Source organism: uncultured Agrobacterium sp., assembly GCA_913777615.1.
GTDB lineage: Bacteria > Pseudomonadota > Alphaproteobacteria > Rhizobiales > Rhizobiaceae > Agrobacterium.
In genome coordinates this window covers 153,808-170,591 of sequence record CAJYTK010000013.1, presented here as the reverse complement: position 1 = coordinate 170,591, position 16,784 = coordinate 153,808, and the positions used below count along the sequence as shown (strand labels likewise).

Annotated in this window: 16 protein-coding genes; 7 read left to right on the top strand and 9 right to left on the bottom strand. The window is 56.6% G+C overall.

Annotation, left to right across the window (positions count from 1 at the left end):
• Positions 1-32: 32 nt before the first annotated feature.
• Together QZ862_RS12345 and QZ862_RS12340 are read right to left on the bottom strand one after the other, a co-directional pair.
• Positions 33-290, bottom strand: a complete 258-nt coding sequence (locus QZ862_RS12345; protein ID WP_296100160.1) for a hypothetical protein — start codon at positions 288-290, stop codon at positions 33-35.
• A gap of 113 nt (positions 291-403) precedes the next feature.
• A complete protein-coding gene (locus tag QZ862_RS12340) occupies positions 404-949 on the bottom strand; it encodes a single-stranded DNA-binding protein (RefSeq protein WP_296018646.1) in 546 nt (181 codons plus the stop codon).
• Between the two features lie 321 nt (positions 950-1,270).
• On the opposite strand from QZ862_RS12340, the gene uvrA reads away from it, so the two are divergent.
• Together uvrA and QZ862_RS12330 are read left to right on the top strand one after the other, a co-directional pair.
• Positions 1,271-4,192, top strand: coding sequence for an excinuclease ABC subunit UvrA (gene uvrA / locus QZ862_RS12335; protein WP_296100159.1), 2,922 nt, complete (start codon positions 1,271-1,273; stop codon positions 4,190-4,192).
• 44 nt (positions 4,193-4,236) lie between these two features.
• Positions 4,237-5,037 carry a DUF72 domain-containing protein gene (locus QZ862_RS12330; protein ID WP_296100158.1) on the top strand — a complete coding sequence of 267 codons (801 nt, stop codon included), beginning with the start codon at positions 4,237-4,239 and terminating at the stop codon, positions 5,035-5,037.
• A gap of 12 nt (positions 5,038-5,049) precedes the next feature.
• Here the strand turns inward: QZ862_RS12330 and dusA are convergent, their stop codons facing one another.
• Entirely contained in the window at positions 5,050-6,081 is a 1,032-nt protein-coding gene (gene dusA, locus QZ862_RS12325; protein ID WP_296100156.1) for a tRNA dihydrouridine(20/20a) synthase DusA, read from the bottom strand.
• Positions 6,082-6,290: 209 nt separating this feature from the next.
• Between dusA and QZ862_RS12320 the strand changes: the two genes are divergently transcribed.
• The 3 genes from QZ862_RS12320 to QZ862_RS12310 all read left to right on the top strand — a co-directional run bounded on the left by QZ862_RS12320 (position 6,291) and on the right by QZ862_RS12310 (position 7,760).
• Entirely contained in the window at positions 6,291-6,434 is a 144-nt protein-coding gene (locus QZ862_RS12320) for a hypothetical protein (RefSeq protein WP_296038983.1), read from the top strand.
• A gap of 78 nt (positions 6,435-6,512) precedes the next feature.
• Positions 6,513-7,202 (top strand): fumarylacetoacetate hydrolase family protein, encoded by a 690-nt coding sequence (locus QZ862_RS12315; RefSeq protein ID WP_296076070.1) that lies wholly within the window; start codon positions 6,513-6,515, stop codon positions 7,200-7,202.
• A gap of 30 nt (positions 7,203-7,232) precedes the next feature.
• Positions 7,233-7,760, top strand: a complete 528-nt coding sequence (locus tag QZ862_RS12310) for a gamma carbonic anhydrase family protein (protein ID WP_296076067.1) — start codon at positions 7,233-7,235, stop codon at positions 7,758-7,760.
• A gap of 34 nt (positions 7,761-7,794) precedes the next feature.
• Here the strand turns inward: QZ862_RS12310 and QZ862_RS12305 are convergent, their stop codons facing one another.
• The 3 genes from QZ862_RS12305 to znuC are packed head-to-tail and all read right to left on the bottom strand — an operon-like array spanning position 7,795 to position 9,954.
• Entirely contained in the window at positions 7,795-8,211 is a 417-nt protein-coding gene (locus QZ862_RS12305) for a Fur family transcriptional regulator (protein WP_062427389.1), read from the bottom strand.
• Positions 8,211-9,026, bottom strand: coding sequence for a zinc ABC transporter permease subunit ZnuB (gene znuB, locus QZ862_RS12300; protein WP_296100154.1), 816 nt, complete (start codon positions 9,024-9,026; stop codon positions 8,211-8,213). The genes QZ862_RS12305 and znuB overlap by 1 nt, the downstream gene beginning before the upstream one ends.
• A complete protein-coding gene (gene znuC, locus QZ862_RS12295) occupies positions 9,019-9,954 on the bottom strand; it encodes a zinc ABC transporter ATP-binding protein ZnuC (RefSeq protein ID WP_296100152.1) in 936 nt (311 codons plus the stop codon). The genes znuB and znuC overlap by 8 nt, the downstream gene beginning before the upstream one ends.
• A 103-nt stretch (positions 9,955-10,057) precedes the next feature.
• Here znuC and QZ862_RS12290 point away from each other — a divergent pair, with 103 nt between their 5' ends.
• The gene (locus QZ862_RS12290) at positions 10,058-11,134 is read left to right on the top strand and encodes a zinc ABC transporter substrate-binding protein (RefSeq protein ID WP_296100151.1); all 1,077 of its coding nucleotides are present in this window, start codon (positions 10,058-10,060) and stop codon (positions 11,132-11,134) included.
• A 78-nt stretch (positions 11,135-11,212) separates the two neighbouring features.
• Positions 11,213-12,418, top strand: coding sequence for a zinc metallochaperone GTPase ZigA (gene zigA / locus QZ862_RS12285; RefSeq protein ID WP_296100150.1), 1,206 nt, complete (start codon positions 11,213-11,215; stop codon positions 12,416-12,418).
• Positions 12,419-12,471: 53 nt separating this feature from the next.
• On the opposite strand, the gene QZ862_RS12280 is transcribed toward zigA, so the two are convergent.
• The 3 genes from QZ862_RS12280 to QZ862_RS12270 form a co-directional block, all read right to left on the bottom strand.
• Entirely contained in the window at positions 12,472-12,801 is a 330-nt protein-coding gene (locus QZ862_RS12280; protein ID WP_296100149.1) for an RcnB family protein, read from the bottom strand.
• A 191-nt stretch (positions 12,802-12,992) separates the two neighbouring features.
• The gene (gene mgrA, locus QZ862_RS12275; RefSeq protein WP_296076057.1) at positions 12,993-14,027 is read right to left on the bottom strand and encodes an L-glyceraldehyde 3-phosphate reductase; all 1,035 of its coding nucleotides are present in this window, start codon (positions 14,025-14,027) and stop codon (positions 12,993-12,995) included.
• A gap of 84 nt (positions 14,028-14,111) precedes the next feature.
• Complete coding sequence (locus QZ862_RS12270; protein ID WP_296100146.1) at positions 14,112-16,568, bottom strand: glycoside hydrolase family 2 protein; 2,457 nt, start codon at positions 16,566-16,568, stop codon at positions 14,112-14,114.
• Between the last annotated feature and the right edge of the window lie 216 nt (positions 16,569-16,784).

Below are 16,784 nucleotides of genomic sequence, written 5' to 3'. Positions count from 1 at the left end.
AAGCGCGCACGGGAGTTAAGGAACGAATGCGCTCACCGCTTCGCCTTCAGCAAACGCTTCCAGATCGTTCCACCGAGATATTTGTTGAACACAACAAAATAGGCGACGATGGAGGCGAAGAAGACGACGGCCGATAGGCCGTTCAACTCGAAGCCGTTTTCCGTGCGGCCGCCAAGGATCGAGGCGACGAGGAAGCCCAGCAGCCAGAATGCCGTGAAGAAATCTAGGATAAAGGCCAGGACGATCCGCCAGGTGGCGGGTTGCGGGGAAGGTGACGTCTGGTCTGGCATATGTGTGTCCTTCAATGACTAAAGAAATAAGGGGCAGCGTAACCGCCACCCCTTCATATTGTCTTATCAATTGCCATGAGCACGCAAAACAGCGCGCGCCTCAACCGCCGTCATCAAAACGGGATATCATCGTCCAGATCGTTGGAAAAGTTGCCGCCGGACGACTGGCCGCCGCGTGATGAACCGCCGCCACGGGAAGGCTGTTGGTCGTAACCACCACTGCTACCGCCGCCATAGGAGCCGCCGCCGCTGCCGTACTCGCCACCGCCGCCGAAGTCTCCGCCACGGCCACCGCCGCCGCCTTCGCCGCGACCGTCAAGCATGGTCAGTGTCGAGTTGAAGCCCTGAAGAACGATTTCCGTCGAGTAACGGTCGTTGCCGGTCTGGTCCTGCCACTTGCGGGTCTGCAGCGCGCCTTCGATGTAGAGCTTGGCACCCTTCTTGACGTACTGCTCAACGACTTTGCAGAGGCCTTCATTGAAGACGACGACCGTGTGCCATTCCGTCTTTTCCTTGCGCTCGCCGGAGTTGCGGTCACGCCAGCTTTCCGATGTCGCAATGCGCAGGTTGGCGATTGGTCGGCCATCCTGCGTGCGGCGAATTTCCGGATCAGCGCCGACATTTCCGACCAGAATAACCTTGTTTACGCTGCCAGCCATATTTATCTTCCTGTCTGCCGAACGTCATGAACGGCATTTTTCCTGTTCAAAAGTCCCGCGCACCATAGACCATCGCCTACCGCGATGGGCAGCGAATGGAACGACAATCCACAAGGAATGTTCTTGCCAACGGGCACGGTTGCAATGCGTTCCTTTTTTGTTCTATTAAGGCGTGAAGAGTGAGTCAAGCAGATCAAGAAGCGTTAGCGGGCAAAGACGTGCCCGGCAGTATTATCGCAGAGCGCCGATCACCTCGACACGCCGTTCGCGATAATGACATAAGATTTATCCGTCCCAACATCCTAAGCCCAGAGCCTTGTCATGAGTGAATTGAAGACGATTTCCATCCGCGGCGCGCGCGAGCATAATCTCAAGGGAATCGACCTTGATCTGCCGCGCAACAAGCTGATCGTCATGACGGGCCTATCTGGTTCCGGCAAGTCGTCACTGGCTTTCGACACCATCTACGCCGAGGGCCAGCGCCGCTACGTTGAGAGCCTTTCGGCCTATGCGCGCCAGTTTCTGGAGATGATGCAAAAGCCGGATGTCGATCAGATCGAGGGATTGTCGCCGGCAATTTCCATCGAGCAGAAAACGACCTCCCGCAACCCGCGTTCGACTGTCGGAACTGTAACGGAAATATACGATTACATGCGCCTTCTCTTTGCGCGTGTCGGCGTTCCCTATTCGCCTGTTACGGGCCTGCCGATCGAGAGCCAGACAGTTAGCCAGATGGTGGATCGCATCCTCGCATTTGAGAAGGGAACACGGCTCTACATCCTCGCGCCGATGGTGCGAGGACGAAAGGGCGAGTACAAGAAGGAACTCGCTGAGCTGATGAAGAAAGGCTTTCAGCGCGTTAAGGTGGATGGCCAGTTCTACGAGATCGCCGACGTTCCGGCGCTAGACAAGAAGTACAAGCACGATATCGACGTGGTAGTGGACCGCGCCGTGGTGCGCCCGGACATGGCGGCGCGTTTGGCCGACAGCCTTGAGACATGCCTGAAGCTGGCAGACGGTCTGGCTGTGGCGGAATTTGCCGACAAGCCGCTGCCTGCGGAAGAAACGTCCGCTGGCGGTTCTGCCAATAAGTCTCTGAATGAGACGCATGAGCGCGTATTGTTTTCGGAAAAGTTCGCTTGCCCGGTCTCCGGCTTTACCATTCCCGAGATCGAACCGCGCCTTTTCTCCTTCAACAACCCTTTCGGTGCTTGCCCGACCTGTGATGGCCTTGGTTCGCAGCAAAAGGTGGATGAGGCGCTTATCGTGCCGGAGCCTGCGCGCACGCTGAAAGATGGCGCTATTGCGCCGTGGGCCAAGTCCTCATCGCCTTACTATAACCAGACACTGGAAGCGCTGGGTAAAGCCTTCGGTTTCAAGCTTTCCAGCCGCTGGAACGACCTGACGGATGCCGCTAAAAAAGCGATCCTGAAAGGAACCGACGAGAAGATCGAGTTCCAGTATCAGGACGGTGCCCGCTCCTACAAAACGGTGAAGAATTTCGAGGGCATCGTCCCTAATCTCGAGCGTCGCTGGAAGGAAACCGACAGCGCCTGGGCGCGCGAGGAAATCGAGCGTTACATGTCTGCCGCCCCCTGCCCGGCCTGCGCCGGTTATCGGCTCAAGCCCGAGGCATTGGCAGTCAAGATCAACAAGCTGCATATCGGCGAAGTGACTGAGATGTCGATCAAGGTCGCCCGCGACTGGTTCGAAGGCCTGCCGGAAAAGCTGAACGCCAAGCAGAATGAAATCGCCGTTCGCATTCTGAAGGAAATCCGCGAGCGTCTGCGCTTCCTGAATGATGTCGGACTCGATTATCTCAGCCTGTCGCGCAATTCGGGCACGCTTTCCGGCGGTGAAAGCCAGCGCATCCGACTTGCGTCGCAGATCGGCTCCGGTCTGACCGGCGTTCTTTACGTTCTGGACGAGCCCTCTATCGGCTTGCACCAGCGCGATAATGCTCGTTTGCTGGAAACGCTGAAGCATCTGCGCGATATCGGCAATACCGTGATCGTTGTCGAACATGACGAGGACGCCATTCTGACAGCAGACTACGTGGTCGATATTGGCCCGGCTGCCGGCATCCACGGTGGCCAGGTTATCGCCGAGGGTACGCCGCAAGAGGTTATGGCCAATCCGAACTCGCTGACGGGCAAGTATCTGTCGGGCGAAATGGGCGTTCCTGTTCCTGCCGAACGGCGCAAGCCGAAGAAGGGCAAGGAGATCAAGGTCGTCGGCGCACGCGGCAACAACCTGAAAAATGTCACGGCGTCGGTGCCGCTCGGCGTTTTCACAGCCGTCACAGGCGTATCAGGTGGCGGCAAGTCCACCTTCCTGATCGAAACGCTTTACAAATCCGCTGCCCGCCGCGTCATGGGCGCGCGCGAGATTCCGGCGGAACACGATCGCATCGATGGCTTCGAGTTTATCGACAAGGTCATCGACATCGACCAGTCTCCGATCGGTCGTACACCGCGCTCCAACCCGGCTACCTACACCGGCGCTTTCACGCCTATCCGTGACTGGTTCGCCGGTCTGCCTGAGGCGAAAGCCCGTGGCTATGCGCCGGGTCGCTTCTCCTTCAACGTCAAAGGCGGTCGCTGCGAAGCGTGCCAGGGCGATGGCGTGATCAAGATCGAGATGCACTTCCTGCCGGATGTGTACGTCACCTGCGATGTCTGCCACGGTAAACGCTATAATCGCGAAACACTCGACGTAACCTTTAAGGGCAAATCTATCGCCGATGTGCTTGATATGACGGTGGAGGAAGGCGTCGATTTCTTCGCCGCCGTGCCTGCCGTGCGCGACAAGCTGCAATCGCTCTTCGATGTCGGTCTCGGCTATATCAAGGTTGGCCAGCAGGCCAACACGCTATCAGGCGGTGAAGCCCAGCGCGTCAAGCTTGCCAAGGAGCTGTCGAAACGCTCGACAGGCCGGACACTCTATATCCTCGATGAACCGACGACCGGCCTGCATTTCCACGACGTGAAGAAGCTTTTGGAAATGCTGCATGAGCTTGTCAATCAGGGTAATTCCGTCGTCGTGATCGAGCATAATCTCGAGGTCATCAAAACCGCTGACTACATCATCGATATCGGTCCCGAAGGCGGTACCGGTGGCGGCGAGGTCGTGGCAGCCGGAACGCCTGAGCAGATCGTCAAGGAGAAGCGCTCCTACACCGGCCAGTTCCTGAAAGAGCTGCTGGAGCGCCATCCGGAAAAGAATATTCAGGCGGCGGAGTGATCCGCCCCCTTTACATGGCAATTTCGCGTTGATTGGAGAGACGGATGAGCAAGTCGGCAACGATCCGCGCCGGTATCGGCGGCTGGACCTTCGAGCCTTGGGAAGGCACGTTCTATCCTGAGAAGCTCACCAAAAAGCGCCAGTTGGAATATGCAGGCTCCAAGTTGAAGGCGATCGAGGTGAACGGCACCTATTATGGCAGCCAGAAACCCGCGACCTTCGCCAAATGGGCGTCCGAAGTGCCGGATGGTTTCATTTTCTCGCTGAAGGCCAGTCGTTTTGTTACCAATCGCAAGGTTCTGGCCGAAGCAGAGGAATCGATGACGAAGTTCCTGACACAGGGGCTGACCGAACTTGGCGATCATCTCGGCCCGATCCTCTGGCAGTTCGCGCCGACCAAAAAATTCGAGCCTGACGACTTTGCCGCTTTCCTCGCCTTGTTGCCGGAAAAGCAGGATGGGTTACGATTGCAGCATGTCGTTGAGGTGCGCAATGACAGCTTCCAGGTACCGGAATTTATCGAGCTTCTGGCAAAGCATAACGTCGCGGTGGTTTGCGCCGATCATCACGATTATCCTATGCTGCCGGATGTGACGGCGGATTTCGTCTATTGCCGTCTGCAAAAGGGCGAGGACGATATCGAGACCTGCTATCCGGAAAAAGACGTGAAGGCGTGGAGCGAGCGCCTTAAGACTTATGCATCTGGCGGCGCGCCCGATGATCTTCCGATGATAGCGCCGGACAGGAAAGCCAAGAAGACGCCGCGCGATGTTTTTGCGTTCTTCATTACCGGCGGCAAGGTCAACGCGCCGAACGGTGCTCAGTTGCTGCAGACCCTCGTCTGACCCTACTCTAGATCACGCGTCAATTGCCACCGGCGCTCGATCGAAGTCGATTGCATCAAAAGCAGCGGCAATGACTTCGGACCCAGCGCCGGGCTTTGTCGCGTCGCTGGAGAGGATTTGCCGGAAGCGCCGTGCGCCTGGCAATCCCTGAAACAGACCGACCATATGGCGGGTGACGTGGTTCAGCCGTCCGCCCTTGGCGATATAGTCGTCCGCATAGACCATCATCGCGTCGCGCAAGCCGCCGGTGTCGAGATCGCGAGGCGGCTCGCCATAGATCCGTTGATCCACATCCGCAAGAATCGAGGTGTTGTGGTAGGCAGCCCGCCCGAGCATCACGCCATCCATGTGTTTCAGATGCTCTTCCGCCTGATCGAGATCGGTTATGCCGCCATTGATTCCAATGAAAAGATCGGGAAACTGCTTCTTCATACGATAGGCCAATTGGTAATCCAGCGGCGGTACTTCGCGGTTCTCTTTGGGCGAAAGTCCCTGGAGCCATGCCTTTCGGGCGTGGATCCAGATCGCGTCGGCACCTATGGCAACCATCCGTGCAATGAAATCTGGAAGCACCGCTTCCGGCTCCTGATCATCCACGCCTATCCGGCATTTGACCGTAACGGGCACCGTCGCCACAGCCTTCATCGCCTCGACACAAGCCGCAACAGTTTCAGGCTCGCGCATTAGACACGCGCCAAAGGTACCGGATTGAACGCGGTCCGACGGGCAGCCGACATTGAGATTGATCTCGTCGTAGCCATAATCCGAGGCAATCCTGACGGCCTCGGCAAGCTTGCCGGGATCGGAACCACCAAGTTGCAGCGCCACCGGATGCTCCTGGGGATGATAGTCCAGAAGCTTGTCGCGCTTGCCATGGATGATGGCATCGGCCACGATCATCTCCGTATAAAGCAGCGCATGCTGCGAGAGCTGACGATGGAGGAAGCGGCAACGCGTATCCGTCCAGTCGATCATCGGTGCGACAGCGAAGACTTTCCCACGCGCGTAGTGCGAAGCGCCGTCCATGTGTTGAGAAGTCGTCATCATAATCGTCCGCCAATCCCTGCTTGCCGTCTCTCCCCTGCTGGACACAAAGATGTCGCCGCTTCGGAAGGATGGCGTTTTGCGTCCATATAGGCCGGATTGGCTGCGCGTTCCACCCGCCGGCTTTTCAAAAATACTATGTGCGCAGCGCAACCTTCAACCACAAGCATGGTTCGAGGGCCGTTGTCCAAAGATAGCGGGAGATGTTGATGAGTGAGAAGACCGACGAGAAATCTCTCTACTGGACCATTGTCGGCGCAGACAGCAACACAAATGCGGGGCTTGGTCGGCTTCTGAGCGTGATCATAGCCTTCAACATCGTGGGTGGTTGTCTGGTCTGGCTTCTGTCTTAACCGTAAGAGACCCGAAAGAATGGGCTGGAAATCGACGCAGAATTGCGGGACAACACCACTCCCAAGAAGGAGTGCATCATGTCCGCAACAGTTATCCCCGCCCACCAACCATTCTTGCTTCCCGTCGAAGGCACCAGTGAAACCTTCCCCGTACGGCGTGTCTATTGCGTTGGGCGCAACTATGCGGATCATGCGATCGAGATGGGGCACGATCCATCGCGCGAGCCGCCCTTCTTCTTCCAGAAAAACCCGGACAATTTGCTGCCCGCCGGCAATGACTTTCCCTATCCGGATCTGTCGTCCAACGTTCATTACGAAGTCGAATGTGTCGTCGCGCTGAAAAGCGGCGGCTCGAATATTCCTGTCGAAGACGCACTCGAGCATGTCTGGGGCTATGGTGTCGGCATCGATATGACGCGGCGCGATATGCAGGATACGCTGAAGAAAATGGGCCGCTCTTGGGAAGGCGCCAAAGCCTTCGAATTTTCCGCACCGGTCTCTCCGCTCGTTCCGGCCTCGAAAATTGGACACCCAGACAAAGGCGCTGTCTGGCTGGACGTGAATGGCACACGCAAGCAATCCGGCGATCTCGATCAGATGATCTGGAAGACGGCGGAAATTATCGCCGAACTGTCAAAAGTCTTCACGCTGGCCGCAGGCGATATCATCATGACCGGAACGCCGGCAGGTGTGGGTCCGATTGTCAAAGGCGACACGATGGAGTGTGGCGTCGATGGCGTTGGCACTTTTACCGTCAAAGTGGTTTAAGCGACCAGGAAAGACAGCGGAGAAACGCCTATGCCAATCTATCGCCTGGGAACGAGAGTGCCGAACCTGCCAGCACCGGAGCGATACTGGATCGCCCCGGATGCCAACGTCATCGGCTCTGTTACGCTGGGTGAGGATGTCGGCATTTGGTTTGGCGCAACTCTGCGTGGTGATAATGAGCCTATGACCGTCGGTCGGGGCACGAATATCCAGGAAGGCGTCATGGTCCACAGCGATCCCGGCTTCCCAGCCTCGATCGGCGAGAACTGCACTATCGGTCATCACGCCATCATTCATGGCTGCACGATCGGTGACAACTCGTTGATCGGCATGGGTGCCACAATCCTGAATGGCGCAAGAATCGGGAAGAACTGCCTCGTCGGCGCCAATGCGCTCGTCACAGAAGGTAAGGAGTTCCCCGACAATTCACTTATTGTCGGCTCCCCTGCCCGCGCCGTCCGGACCTTGGATGAAAAGGCAGCAGAGGGCATTAGAAGGTCAGCGGAAAAATACGTGACGAACTGGAAGCGCTTTGCCGAAGAACTGAAGCCGGTTTAGGCTGTCTGGAGCGTCAAACATTGCGCTTTTGCGACTACGCCGCGCAGGCCTCGCAGAGCCCGCGGATCTCGATCGTCGTTTTCTCCGCCTTGAACTTTTGTCCCTTGACCCAATCTCCCAGCCGATGATCGATCTCGTGATCATGGAACTCGGTTACCTGGCCGCAGGCATTGCAGATGGCAAACGCTACCGTGCCATGATGATGGGTGCAGCAGTCCGCGCTCGTATGAGAGCAGGCCACGAAAGCATTCAGACTTTCCAGCCGATGCACCAAACCGAATTCAATCAGCTTTTCCAATGCCCGGTAGACCTGCAAAGGTGCGCGAAACCCGCTGTCTCTCAGCTTGTCGAGAATGACATAGGCGCTGAGCGGCGCCTGCGAGCGCGACAGCGCATCATAAACTAGGGACTGGTTGCGCGTCAGATTCTTCGCATTCGTATTCATATTCATCAGTTCACTCCCTGCTCGGCACTGCGCGACCGTCCCGGCACAGGCAAAAGACTCAAGACGAAAAGCAAGACGGCGGCGACGACAATCGACGGGCCGGACGGCGTGTCATATTGCAGAGACCCCATCAGTCCGCCGATGACGGCGACGGCACCGATGAGCGACGCCAGCACCGCCATGATTTCCGGTGTCGACGAGAAGCGTCTGGCCGTTGCTGCTGGAATGATCAGCAGCGATGTGATCAGCATGATGCCGACGATCTTCATGGCGATGGCAATGACGAGCGCCATCAGCAACATGAAGAGAAGCTTGGATCGTTCCGGCCGCAATCCCTCGGCCTCAGCGAGCTCTGCATTCACCGTAGAAGCCAGAAGCGGCTTCCACAGATAGACGATAGCCGCCAGTACGAGGACGCCGCCGCCCCAGACCATCTGAATGTCCGTTAGTGAAACGGCAAGAATATCGCCGAACAGGAAAGCAACGAGATCGATCCGCACCCAGGTCATAAAGGCGACGATGACGAGGCCGAAAGCAAGTGCGGAATGGGACAGAATACCGAGCAGCGCATCGGCAGATAGAGCCTGACGCCGTTGCAATAGGAGCAAGAGCACAGATACAGCTGAAGCGACGAGAAAAACGCTGACGATAAGGTTCAGTTGAAACAACAGCGAAAGCGCCACGCCCAAGAGCGCCGAATGCGCCATCGTATCACCGAAATAGGCCATGCGCCGCCACACCACGAAACAGCCAAGCGGCCCAGCCGTCAGCGCAACACCAACCCCGGCGAAGATGGCACGGATGAAGAAGTCGTCAAACATGTTTCACTCCGGGCGCAGGGGCATGTTGGTCCGAGTCGTGATGATGCCCGCAGCCGCAAGCATCCTCATCGTCGTGCTGGTCGTCATGTGAGTGGGAGTGTGCATGACTATGGTCGTGGTCATGATGATGCCCATCGTCTGGATGGCAATGGTCCGTCACTGAACCATCGGAATGCCTCACACGTCCATCCGGCAGATGCGTGTGATCATGGTGATGACTATAGACTGCCAGTCCCTTGGCAGCTGCTCCGCCGAAGAGACGCATATATTCCGGGCTCTGGCTGACGGCCTGCGGCGTGCCGCGACAGCAGACATGACCGTTCAGGCAAATGACCGTGTCGGTTTCCGCCATCACCACGTGCAGATCATGCGATATCAGCAGGATACCGCAGCCGGTAGAATTGCGGATGGTTTTGATGAGATCGTAGAGAGCTATTTCACCAGAAAAGTCTACGCCCTGCACAGGCTCATCCAAGACCAGCAAATCGGGCTTTCGGGCAATGGCGCGCGCCAGTAGCGCCCGCTGGAACTCACCTCCTGACAGATGCTGAACCTCCGCCTTGGCGAGATGTGCGATCCCTGTGGCATTCAACGCAGCATCGATCTCCCTTGCGGGCAGAGCGCCGGTCAGCGTCATCAGCCGCCAGACGGTCAAAGGCATCGTCCAGTCGACAGAAAGCTTTTGCGGTACATAACCGACCCTAAGGCCAGCCAGGCGCTCAACCTTTCCCTCATCCGGCTTCATCACGCCAATCGCCATCTTGGCGCTGGTGGACTTACCCGATCCGTTCGGTCCGATAAGCGTAACGATCTCGCCGCGACGAACAGAAAAATCTACGCCGCGCACCAGCCAGCGCCCGCTACGCCTCACACCTGCACTGGACAGGGAGACGAGATTTCCGTCGGTTTTGGCCGGAGAATGAAGCATGGGATTTTCCGATTGCAGCTGTTGCACATGGCTATGGCATACGTTATAGCGTTACGCAACTTATGTAATAACATTACATTTCGATACAAGTGGAGCATACCGCATGAAGTCACTCGCCGCCCTCCTTCTCGCCTCTGCCGCCATGATTGGCACGTCCGATGCCATGGCCGCCCCCAATGTGGTCGTGTCGATCAAGCCGATCCATTCGCTTGTGGCGGCCATCATGGAAGGCGTTGCGGAGCCGAAGGTCATCGTCGACGGTGGAGCATCCCCTCATACCTATAGCCTCAAGCCGTCCAACGCCAAAGCCTTAGAGAATGCCGACGTGGTCTTCTGGGTTGGCGACGGGCTGGAGAAATTTCTCCAAAAGCCGCTGGAGTCGCTGGCCGGCAAAGCAACCGTCGTTGAACTGGATGATGCCCCTGGTATCGAAAGGCTGAAATTCCGCGAAGGCGGCCCCTTTGAGGCCCATGACCATGGTGAACATGAAGGTCATGACCACGCTGAGGCGGAAGGTCATGACCATGCCCATGAGGGCGAAGCCAAGCATGACCATGAAGGACATGATGATGATGGTCACGATCATGCGCACGAAGGCGAGAAAGGCCACGATCACGCGCATGAGGGTGAGCACGAACATGCCCATGAGGACGGACACGACCACGGCGAATACGACATGCATCTGTGGCTGGATCCTGCCAATGCAAAGGCCATGGCGACCGAGATCGAAAAGACGCTAATGACTGCCGATCCAGCCAACGCCAAGGCCTATCAGGAAAACACCAAGAAACTGGTCGACAACCTTGACGCGCTCGACAAGGAACTCGCGGCGACCATCGCGCCGATCAAGGACAAACCCTTCATCGTTTTCCACGATGCCTATCAGTATTTCGAAAACCGTTACGGCGTGAAGACCGCAGGTTCCATTACCGTCAGCCCTGAAAACATGCCGGGCGCCGATCGCATCAAACAGATCCAGGCGAAGGTCAAGGAACTCAATGCAACTTGCGTCTTTGCCGAGCCGCAATTCGAGCCGAAGCTGGTGAACGTCGTCATCGAAGGCACCAGTGCCAAATCCGGCACGTTGGATCCTGAAGCTGGCACACTAGAAGCCGGACCGGATCTCTATTTCAAACTTATGCGCGGCATAGCCAGCTCGCTGAAAAACTGCCTGTCCTGATCGGACGCGCACAGTAGGGCGGCACTGACCGCCCTTCTTTAGAGCTTTACATGTAATGTTATAACAAATGAGGTTTCTATGAAGAAGAAGCTGCCCGTCACAGTTCTGTCCGGCTTCCTCGGAGCTGGCAAAACCACCCTCCTCAATCACATTCTCGGCAATCGTGAAGGCTTGCGCGTTGCGGTCATCGTCAACGATATGAGCGAGGTCAACATTGACGCGGCCCTGATCCGCGATGGTGGGGCAAATCTCTCCCGCACGCAGGAGCAACTGGTCGAAATGACCAATGGCTGCATCTGTTGCACGCTGAGAGACGACCTGCTGAACGAGGTCAGACAATTGGCTGAGCAGAGCCGTTTCGATTACCTGCTGATCGAGTCCACCGGCATTGCCGAGCCTCTGCCCGTTGCGGCGACATTCGACTTCCGCGATGAAAATGGCGAGAGCCTCTCGGACATCGCACAGTTGGATACGATGGTGACAGTGGTCGACTGTGCCAATCTTCTGAAGGATTACGGTTCGGCAGATTTTCTCGCTGATCGCGGCGAAACGGCGGGCGATGGCGACAACCGCACACTGGTCGATCTCCTTGTCGAACAGATTGAATTCGCCAATGTCGTGGTTTTGAACAAGGTTTCCGCGGCAAGCCCTGCAGAACTGGATGCTGCCCGCAAGATCGTCGTCGGACTGAATCCTGATGCTCGTCTCATTGAGGCGGATTTTGGCAAGGTAAAGTTGGCGGACGTACTCGGCACCGGTCTGTTCGATTTCGCCAAGGCGGAAACGCACCCGCTCTGGTTCAAAGAACTTCACGGCTTCAAAGGCCACATACCGGAAACGGAAGAATACGGCATCCGCTCCTTTGTTTACCGTGCCAAGCGTCCCTTCGATCCGGCCCGCTTCCACGCCTTCATCAACCGCGACTGGCCTGGTGTGATCCGCGCCAAGGGTTTCTTCTGGCTAGCCACTCGGCCAAACCATGTCGGCGAAATTAGCCAGGCAGGCGCCTTGGTGAAAACCGGCAAGATGGGGTTGTGGTGGTCTTCCGTGCCAAAGACGCGCTGGCCGGATGATCCGGGCTTCGAAAAGATGCTGGCGCCTTACATGGACAAGGTCTGGGGAGATCGGCGTCAGGAGATCGTTTTTATCGGCGCTGACCCGATGAGCGAAGCTGCTCTACGCAGGGAACTTGACGCCTGCCTGATAGAAGCCGAGCGCTTCACGCCGGAAAACTGGCAGTCGATGAAAGACCCGTTCCCGGATTGGAACAAACAGGCCGCGTGATTGATCGCATAGAAGCGGGCGCTCAATGCGTCCGCTCCCATATTCTTTACAGTTTAACGGGCTGCGGCGAGCCCGATGATCAGGCCGCTTACTGCGTTGATCAGTAGGAACTGGTTGTCGACGCGCACCCAGCGCTCATTACGGCGCGGCTCTCTCAGGTGATAGCGGCGATATTCACGACGGTCGACGAAGTGACGTCGATGGGCAGGCGTCAAGCGCTGACCGCGGTCCCAGCGATGCTTCTTGATGATCACCTTCTTGGTCGTGACAGCCCGTTCGTGCACCCCACGGCGATCATGCCCGTAGTCATGGCGACCCTGCGCCTGGGCCATGGGAGCTGCGAGAATTGTCGCAGCCAGAAAAACGGTGACGAGCTTTTTCATGGGTGTTTCCTTTCCTGTTCTGACGGGATGACCCTACCGCGCCGAGGATGAATGGAAACTGAAGCGCAAAATTACAATATCGTAACGTTGACTGAGACTTAGAGGATGAAATTAAAGTTCACGATCTCTAATGTGACGAGCAAATAGTCGATTGGCCGCTCGGGCCAAGATGCCCGAGCGGCGGGTTGGCGTTACTTTTTGAGTTCTGCAGATTTGGCCCAGAGGTTGATATCCGCATCGCGAGCATAGCGATCGATTTCAGCCAGTTCAGCCGCAGTGAAGTCCGGCTTGTCCAGCGCCTTGACGCAATCTTCCACCTGTTCGGGCCGGCTCGCACCTATCAGTGCAGAGGTAATGCGACCGCCGCGCAGCACCCAGGCAATTGCCATCTGCGCCAGTGTCTGTCCGCGTTTCTCAGCAATGGCATTCAGCCCCCGGATATTTTCGATATTACGCTCATTGAGGAAGGCTGGATTGAGCGACTTGCCTTGGCTTGCGCGGCTTGTATCCGGCACGCCGCCCAGATACTTGGTGGTCAACATGCCCTGTGCCAGCGGAGAGAAGACGATGGAGCCGATTCCCAGATCGTCCAGCGTATCGACAAGGCCGTCCTCCTCAATCCAGCGGTTGATCATCGAATAGCTCGGCTGATGGATGATGCAAGGCGTACCGAGATCCTTCAAGATCGCGGCTGCCTCGCGCGTACGCTGCGAGTTATAGGACGAGATGCCGACATAAAGCGCTCTGCCTGAACGCACGATGTGATCCAGCGCGCCGCAGGTCTCTTCAAGCGGCGTGTCTGGATCGAAACGGTGGGAATAGAAAATATCGACATAGTCGAGCCCCATGCGCTTCAGGCTCTGGTCACAGGACGAGATCAAGTATTTGCGGCTGCCCCATTCGCCATAGGGACCCGGCCACATGTTGTAGCCTGCCTTGGAGGATATTATCAGTTCATCACGATAACCGGCAAAATCGGTCCTGAGGATTTCGCCGAAGGCGCTTTCAGCACTTCCCGGAGGCGGGCCGTAATTATTGGCGAGATCGAAGTGGGTGATGCCGAGATCGAAAGCCTTGCGGCAAATATCCTGCTTCGTTTTGTGAGAAAAATCGTTCCCGAAATTATGCCAAAGACCAAGCGAGATGGCTGGAAGCTTAAGGCCGGTGCGGCCGCAATGATTATACTTCATGGATGCGTAACGGTTTTCAGCCGGTTGCCAGGCCATGTCTTTCCTCCCTTTTTGGAATGATGATCCACCGCAGACGCAGCGGTTTCTGCTGATGTGAGATTAGAAGATCACGCGCTGCCTTCAAGCCTGCGATTGCGACGTATACAGATCGAAAACCTTGAACGCCGGCTTGCCGGTCTGCGCCTTGTCGCTTGGTGAAAAGACGATACGGCGTCTCTCTCCCGCTGCAAGATCAAAAAGATTGTCCGAATAGCGCCCGGCAACATCGGCTTCCAGCATGACGAAGAGCGCTAGGCCTTCTGCCAATATCTCAACCTCTACGTCTCCATTGTCCAGCGTGCTGACCTGATGGGTAAGAACCGATGGTCGAAGATCGAGCGCCTTGTAAGTCTCGCGGACATGGTGCCCCTCACCCATCATGCCATTGGAGGCGATGAAATTCCAGGAAAGCAGCGCGCCAGCCGGAAGCTGGTGCAGATCGATTTCGGTCAATAGCGCGGCGGCATCCGGTACGCAGGTACCGCTGGCGGATTTCAGCGGAATGCGAACGCCGTCAAGCGCCAGCGCGAAGATGTTCATATCGATTTCGACATCATCCGGCGTGTCGTTCACCATGGAGAAGCGGACGGTTTTTCCGTCTTCAGACGGAATGGCGCAGACAGAAACCGGCTGGAAGAAGCGTCGCGCCGCATAATGCAGAGCCTTCCAATTGCCGCCGTAATCGAGGCTCGACCACGAGGCAACGGGCCATGTGTCATTGAGCTGCCAATAAAGCGTACCCATGCAATGGGGTTTGAGCGAGCGCCAATATTCCACGGCCGTCTTGATGGCGAGCGCCTGCTGGACCTGGCTGACATAGACGAAATTCTCAAAATCCTTTGGGAAGCGGAAATAGCGGAACATCGTTCCCGCGATCCGCTCGTTTCCACCCGCATTCTTCTGGTGAAGCTCGATCACCGGTGAGGCGATGTTCATGTCCTTGTTGTCTGCATAGGTGCGGATCACAGGCATGGATGTGTAGGACTGGAAGCCAAATTCGGAGCAGAAACGCGGCTTGACCGTTCGATAGTCATCGAAGGACTTGTTCTCGTGCCAGACGGACCAATAGTGCATATCGCCAGATCCATCCGCATGCCATGCGTCGCCATAATCCAGATAGCCAGACGCAGGACTTGACGGCCACCAGATAGCAGAAGGTGCCGCCTTCTTCAGTGCCTTCTCGATTGTGCGGTTGAGGCGATCGTAAGCGACGAGATAGCGGTCGCGATTGTTGCGCGACTCTTCAAACCAGTTCAGCGCCCCCACCAGTTCATTGTCGCCGCACCAGAGCACGATCGAGGGATGAGATGAAAGACGCTTCACCTGATAGTCGACCTCGACCTCGACATTGTCGAGGAAATCTTCGGTGCAGGGATAAAGATTGCAGGCGAACATGAAGTCTTGCCAGACCATGAGGCCGAGCTGGTCGCAAAGATCGTAGAACCAGTCGGGCTCATAGAAGCCGCCACCCCAGACGCGGATCATATTCATGTTGGCTTGCACCGCCGATAGAAGCAAATCGTTCGTTTTTTCCTGGTTCGAGAGCGAAAACAGAGCATCCGACGGTATCCAGTTCGCGCCTCGGCAAAAGATTTCCCGACCATTGACGCGAAGCGCAAAACGGCTCCCCGCTTCGTCTTCGTCTGTCAGAAGTTCAACGGTGCGAAGGCCGATCTGGCGCTTCAAAGTCTCGTCCGGCAGGTCGATGGTCAGCGTATAAAGCGCCTGCTCGCCACTGCCTGCCGGCCACCAAAGTTTTGGATTTTCGATGAAAAACACATGCCGGATAACCGTATCACCGGCGTGGACGCCACAATCCAGTCGCAGCCGCTCAGCGCCAAGCGAAAGATGCAAAGGCAAGCTTGCAGGCTGCTTGGCATGAAGCGTGACTTCCACATGCAGTTCTACGCCACCATCCTTGTGATTCTGAGTGGTGGTGACATGCTCGATGCGTGCCGTCTCAAGCCGGCGCAGCATCACATTTCCATAAAGGCCGAGCGGCGCGATGGCGATGTTCCAGTCCCATCCGAAGTGGCACTGCGGTTTGCGTAAGAGGTTGCCGTTGGGGATGGGCGAATTACCGGGATGATACGGCACATAGAATGGCTGCGCCGCTTGCCTGTCAGCACCCGCCTTGATGCTGGAATGAAAATGGATACGAATGACGTTTTCACCCGGCTGAAGCGCTCTCGACACATCCGGTCGGTAGCGGCGAAAGCAGTTGTCGGCAGACAGCACCGGAATGTCATTGACGAAGACGACCGCAACAGTGTCCAGATTATCTATATCGAGATACCAGTCGGCATCGACTTCATCGACTGTGAAACGACGTTCGATGATCCAGTCGCGATACGCGACCCACTGCACATCGTTCTCGTTGCGACCGAAGTAGGGGTCGGGAATGACAGACGCCGCCCGCAAAGCCGAATGAACGTCGCCCGGGATTGTCATAATCGTTGAGTGATCGCCCTCGGCTGATGTCAACTGCCACTGGCCGGAGAGATCGATCACCATATCGTTTGGGTAGGTTGATGCCATTTCCAAATGCCCTGCTCTTCCCGCAACAGCTAAAAACGTCGCGACTCCATCCACTATCAGAACTGCGAAAACACGCTGATATAACTCATCCGACATCACGAAAGATCATGTCGGAATTCCTCCAGACGGAAACGTTATCGTAAAAAACCAAAAGCGTCACCTCAGAAACGGGATATCGATGATAGCGTCAGACTAACCTTAGAGATGAAACGATGA

Coding starts and splice junctions, on each gene's coding strand:
- QZ862_RS12345 (WP_296100160.1), bottom strand. CDS start 290: ATGCCAGACCAGACGTCACCTTCCCCGCAACCCGCCACCTGGCGGATC.
- QZ862_RS12340 (WP_296018646.1), bottom strand. CDS start 949: ATGGCTGGCAGCGTAAACAAGGTTATTCTGGTCGGAAATGTCGGCGCT.
- uvrA (WP_296100159.1), top strand. CDS start 1,271: ATGAGTGAATTGAAGACGATTTCCATCCGCGGCGCGCGCGAGCATAAT.
- QZ862_RS12330 (WP_296100158.1), top strand. CDS start 4,237: ATGAGCAAGTCGGCAACGATCCGCGCCGGTATCGGCGGCTGGACCTTC.
- dusA (WP_296100156.1), bottom strand. CDS start 6,081: ATGACGACTTCTCAACACATGGACGGCGCTTCGCACTACGCGCGTGGG.
- QZ862_RS12320 (WP_296038983.1), top strand. CDS start 6,291: ATGAGTGAGAAGACCGACGAGAAATCTCTCTACTGGACCATTGTCGGC.
- QZ862_RS12315 (WP_296076070.1), top strand. CDS start 6,513: ATGTCCGCAACAGTTATCCCCGCCCACCAACCATTCTTGCTTCCCGTC.
- QZ862_RS12310 (WP_296076067.1), top strand. CDS start 7,233: ATGCCAATCTATCGCCTGGGAACGAGAGTGCCGAACCTGCCAGCACCG.
- QZ862_RS12305 (WP_062427389.1), bottom strand. CDS start 8,211: ATGAATATGAATACGAATGCGAAGAATCTGACGCGCAACCAGTCCCTA.
- znuB (WP_296100154.1), bottom strand. CDS start 9,026: ATGTTTGACGACTTCTTCATCCGTGCCATCTTCGCCGGGGTTGGTGTT.
- znuC (WP_296100152.1), bottom strand. CDS start 9,954: ATGCTTCATTCTCCGGCCAAAACCGACGGAAATCTCGTCTCCCTGTCC.
- QZ862_RS12290 (WP_296100151.1), top strand. CDS start 10,058: ATGAAGTCACTCGCCGCCCTCCTTCTCGCCTCTGCCGCCATGATTGGC.
- zigA (WP_296100150.1), top strand. CDS start 11,213: ATGAAGAAGAAGCTGCCCGTCACAGTTCTGTCCGGCTTCCTCGGAGCT.
- QZ862_RS12280 (WP_296100149.1), bottom strand. CDS start 12,801: ATGAAAAAGCTCGTCACCGTTTTTCTGGCTGCGACAATTCTCGCAGCT.
- mgrA (WP_296076057.1), bottom strand. CDS start 14,027: ATGGCCTGGCAACCGGCTGAAAACCGTTACGCATCCATGAAGTATAAT.
- QZ862_RS12270 (WP_296100146.1), bottom strand. CDS start 16,568: ATGGCATCAACCTACCCAAACGATATGGTGATCGATCTCTCCGGCCAG.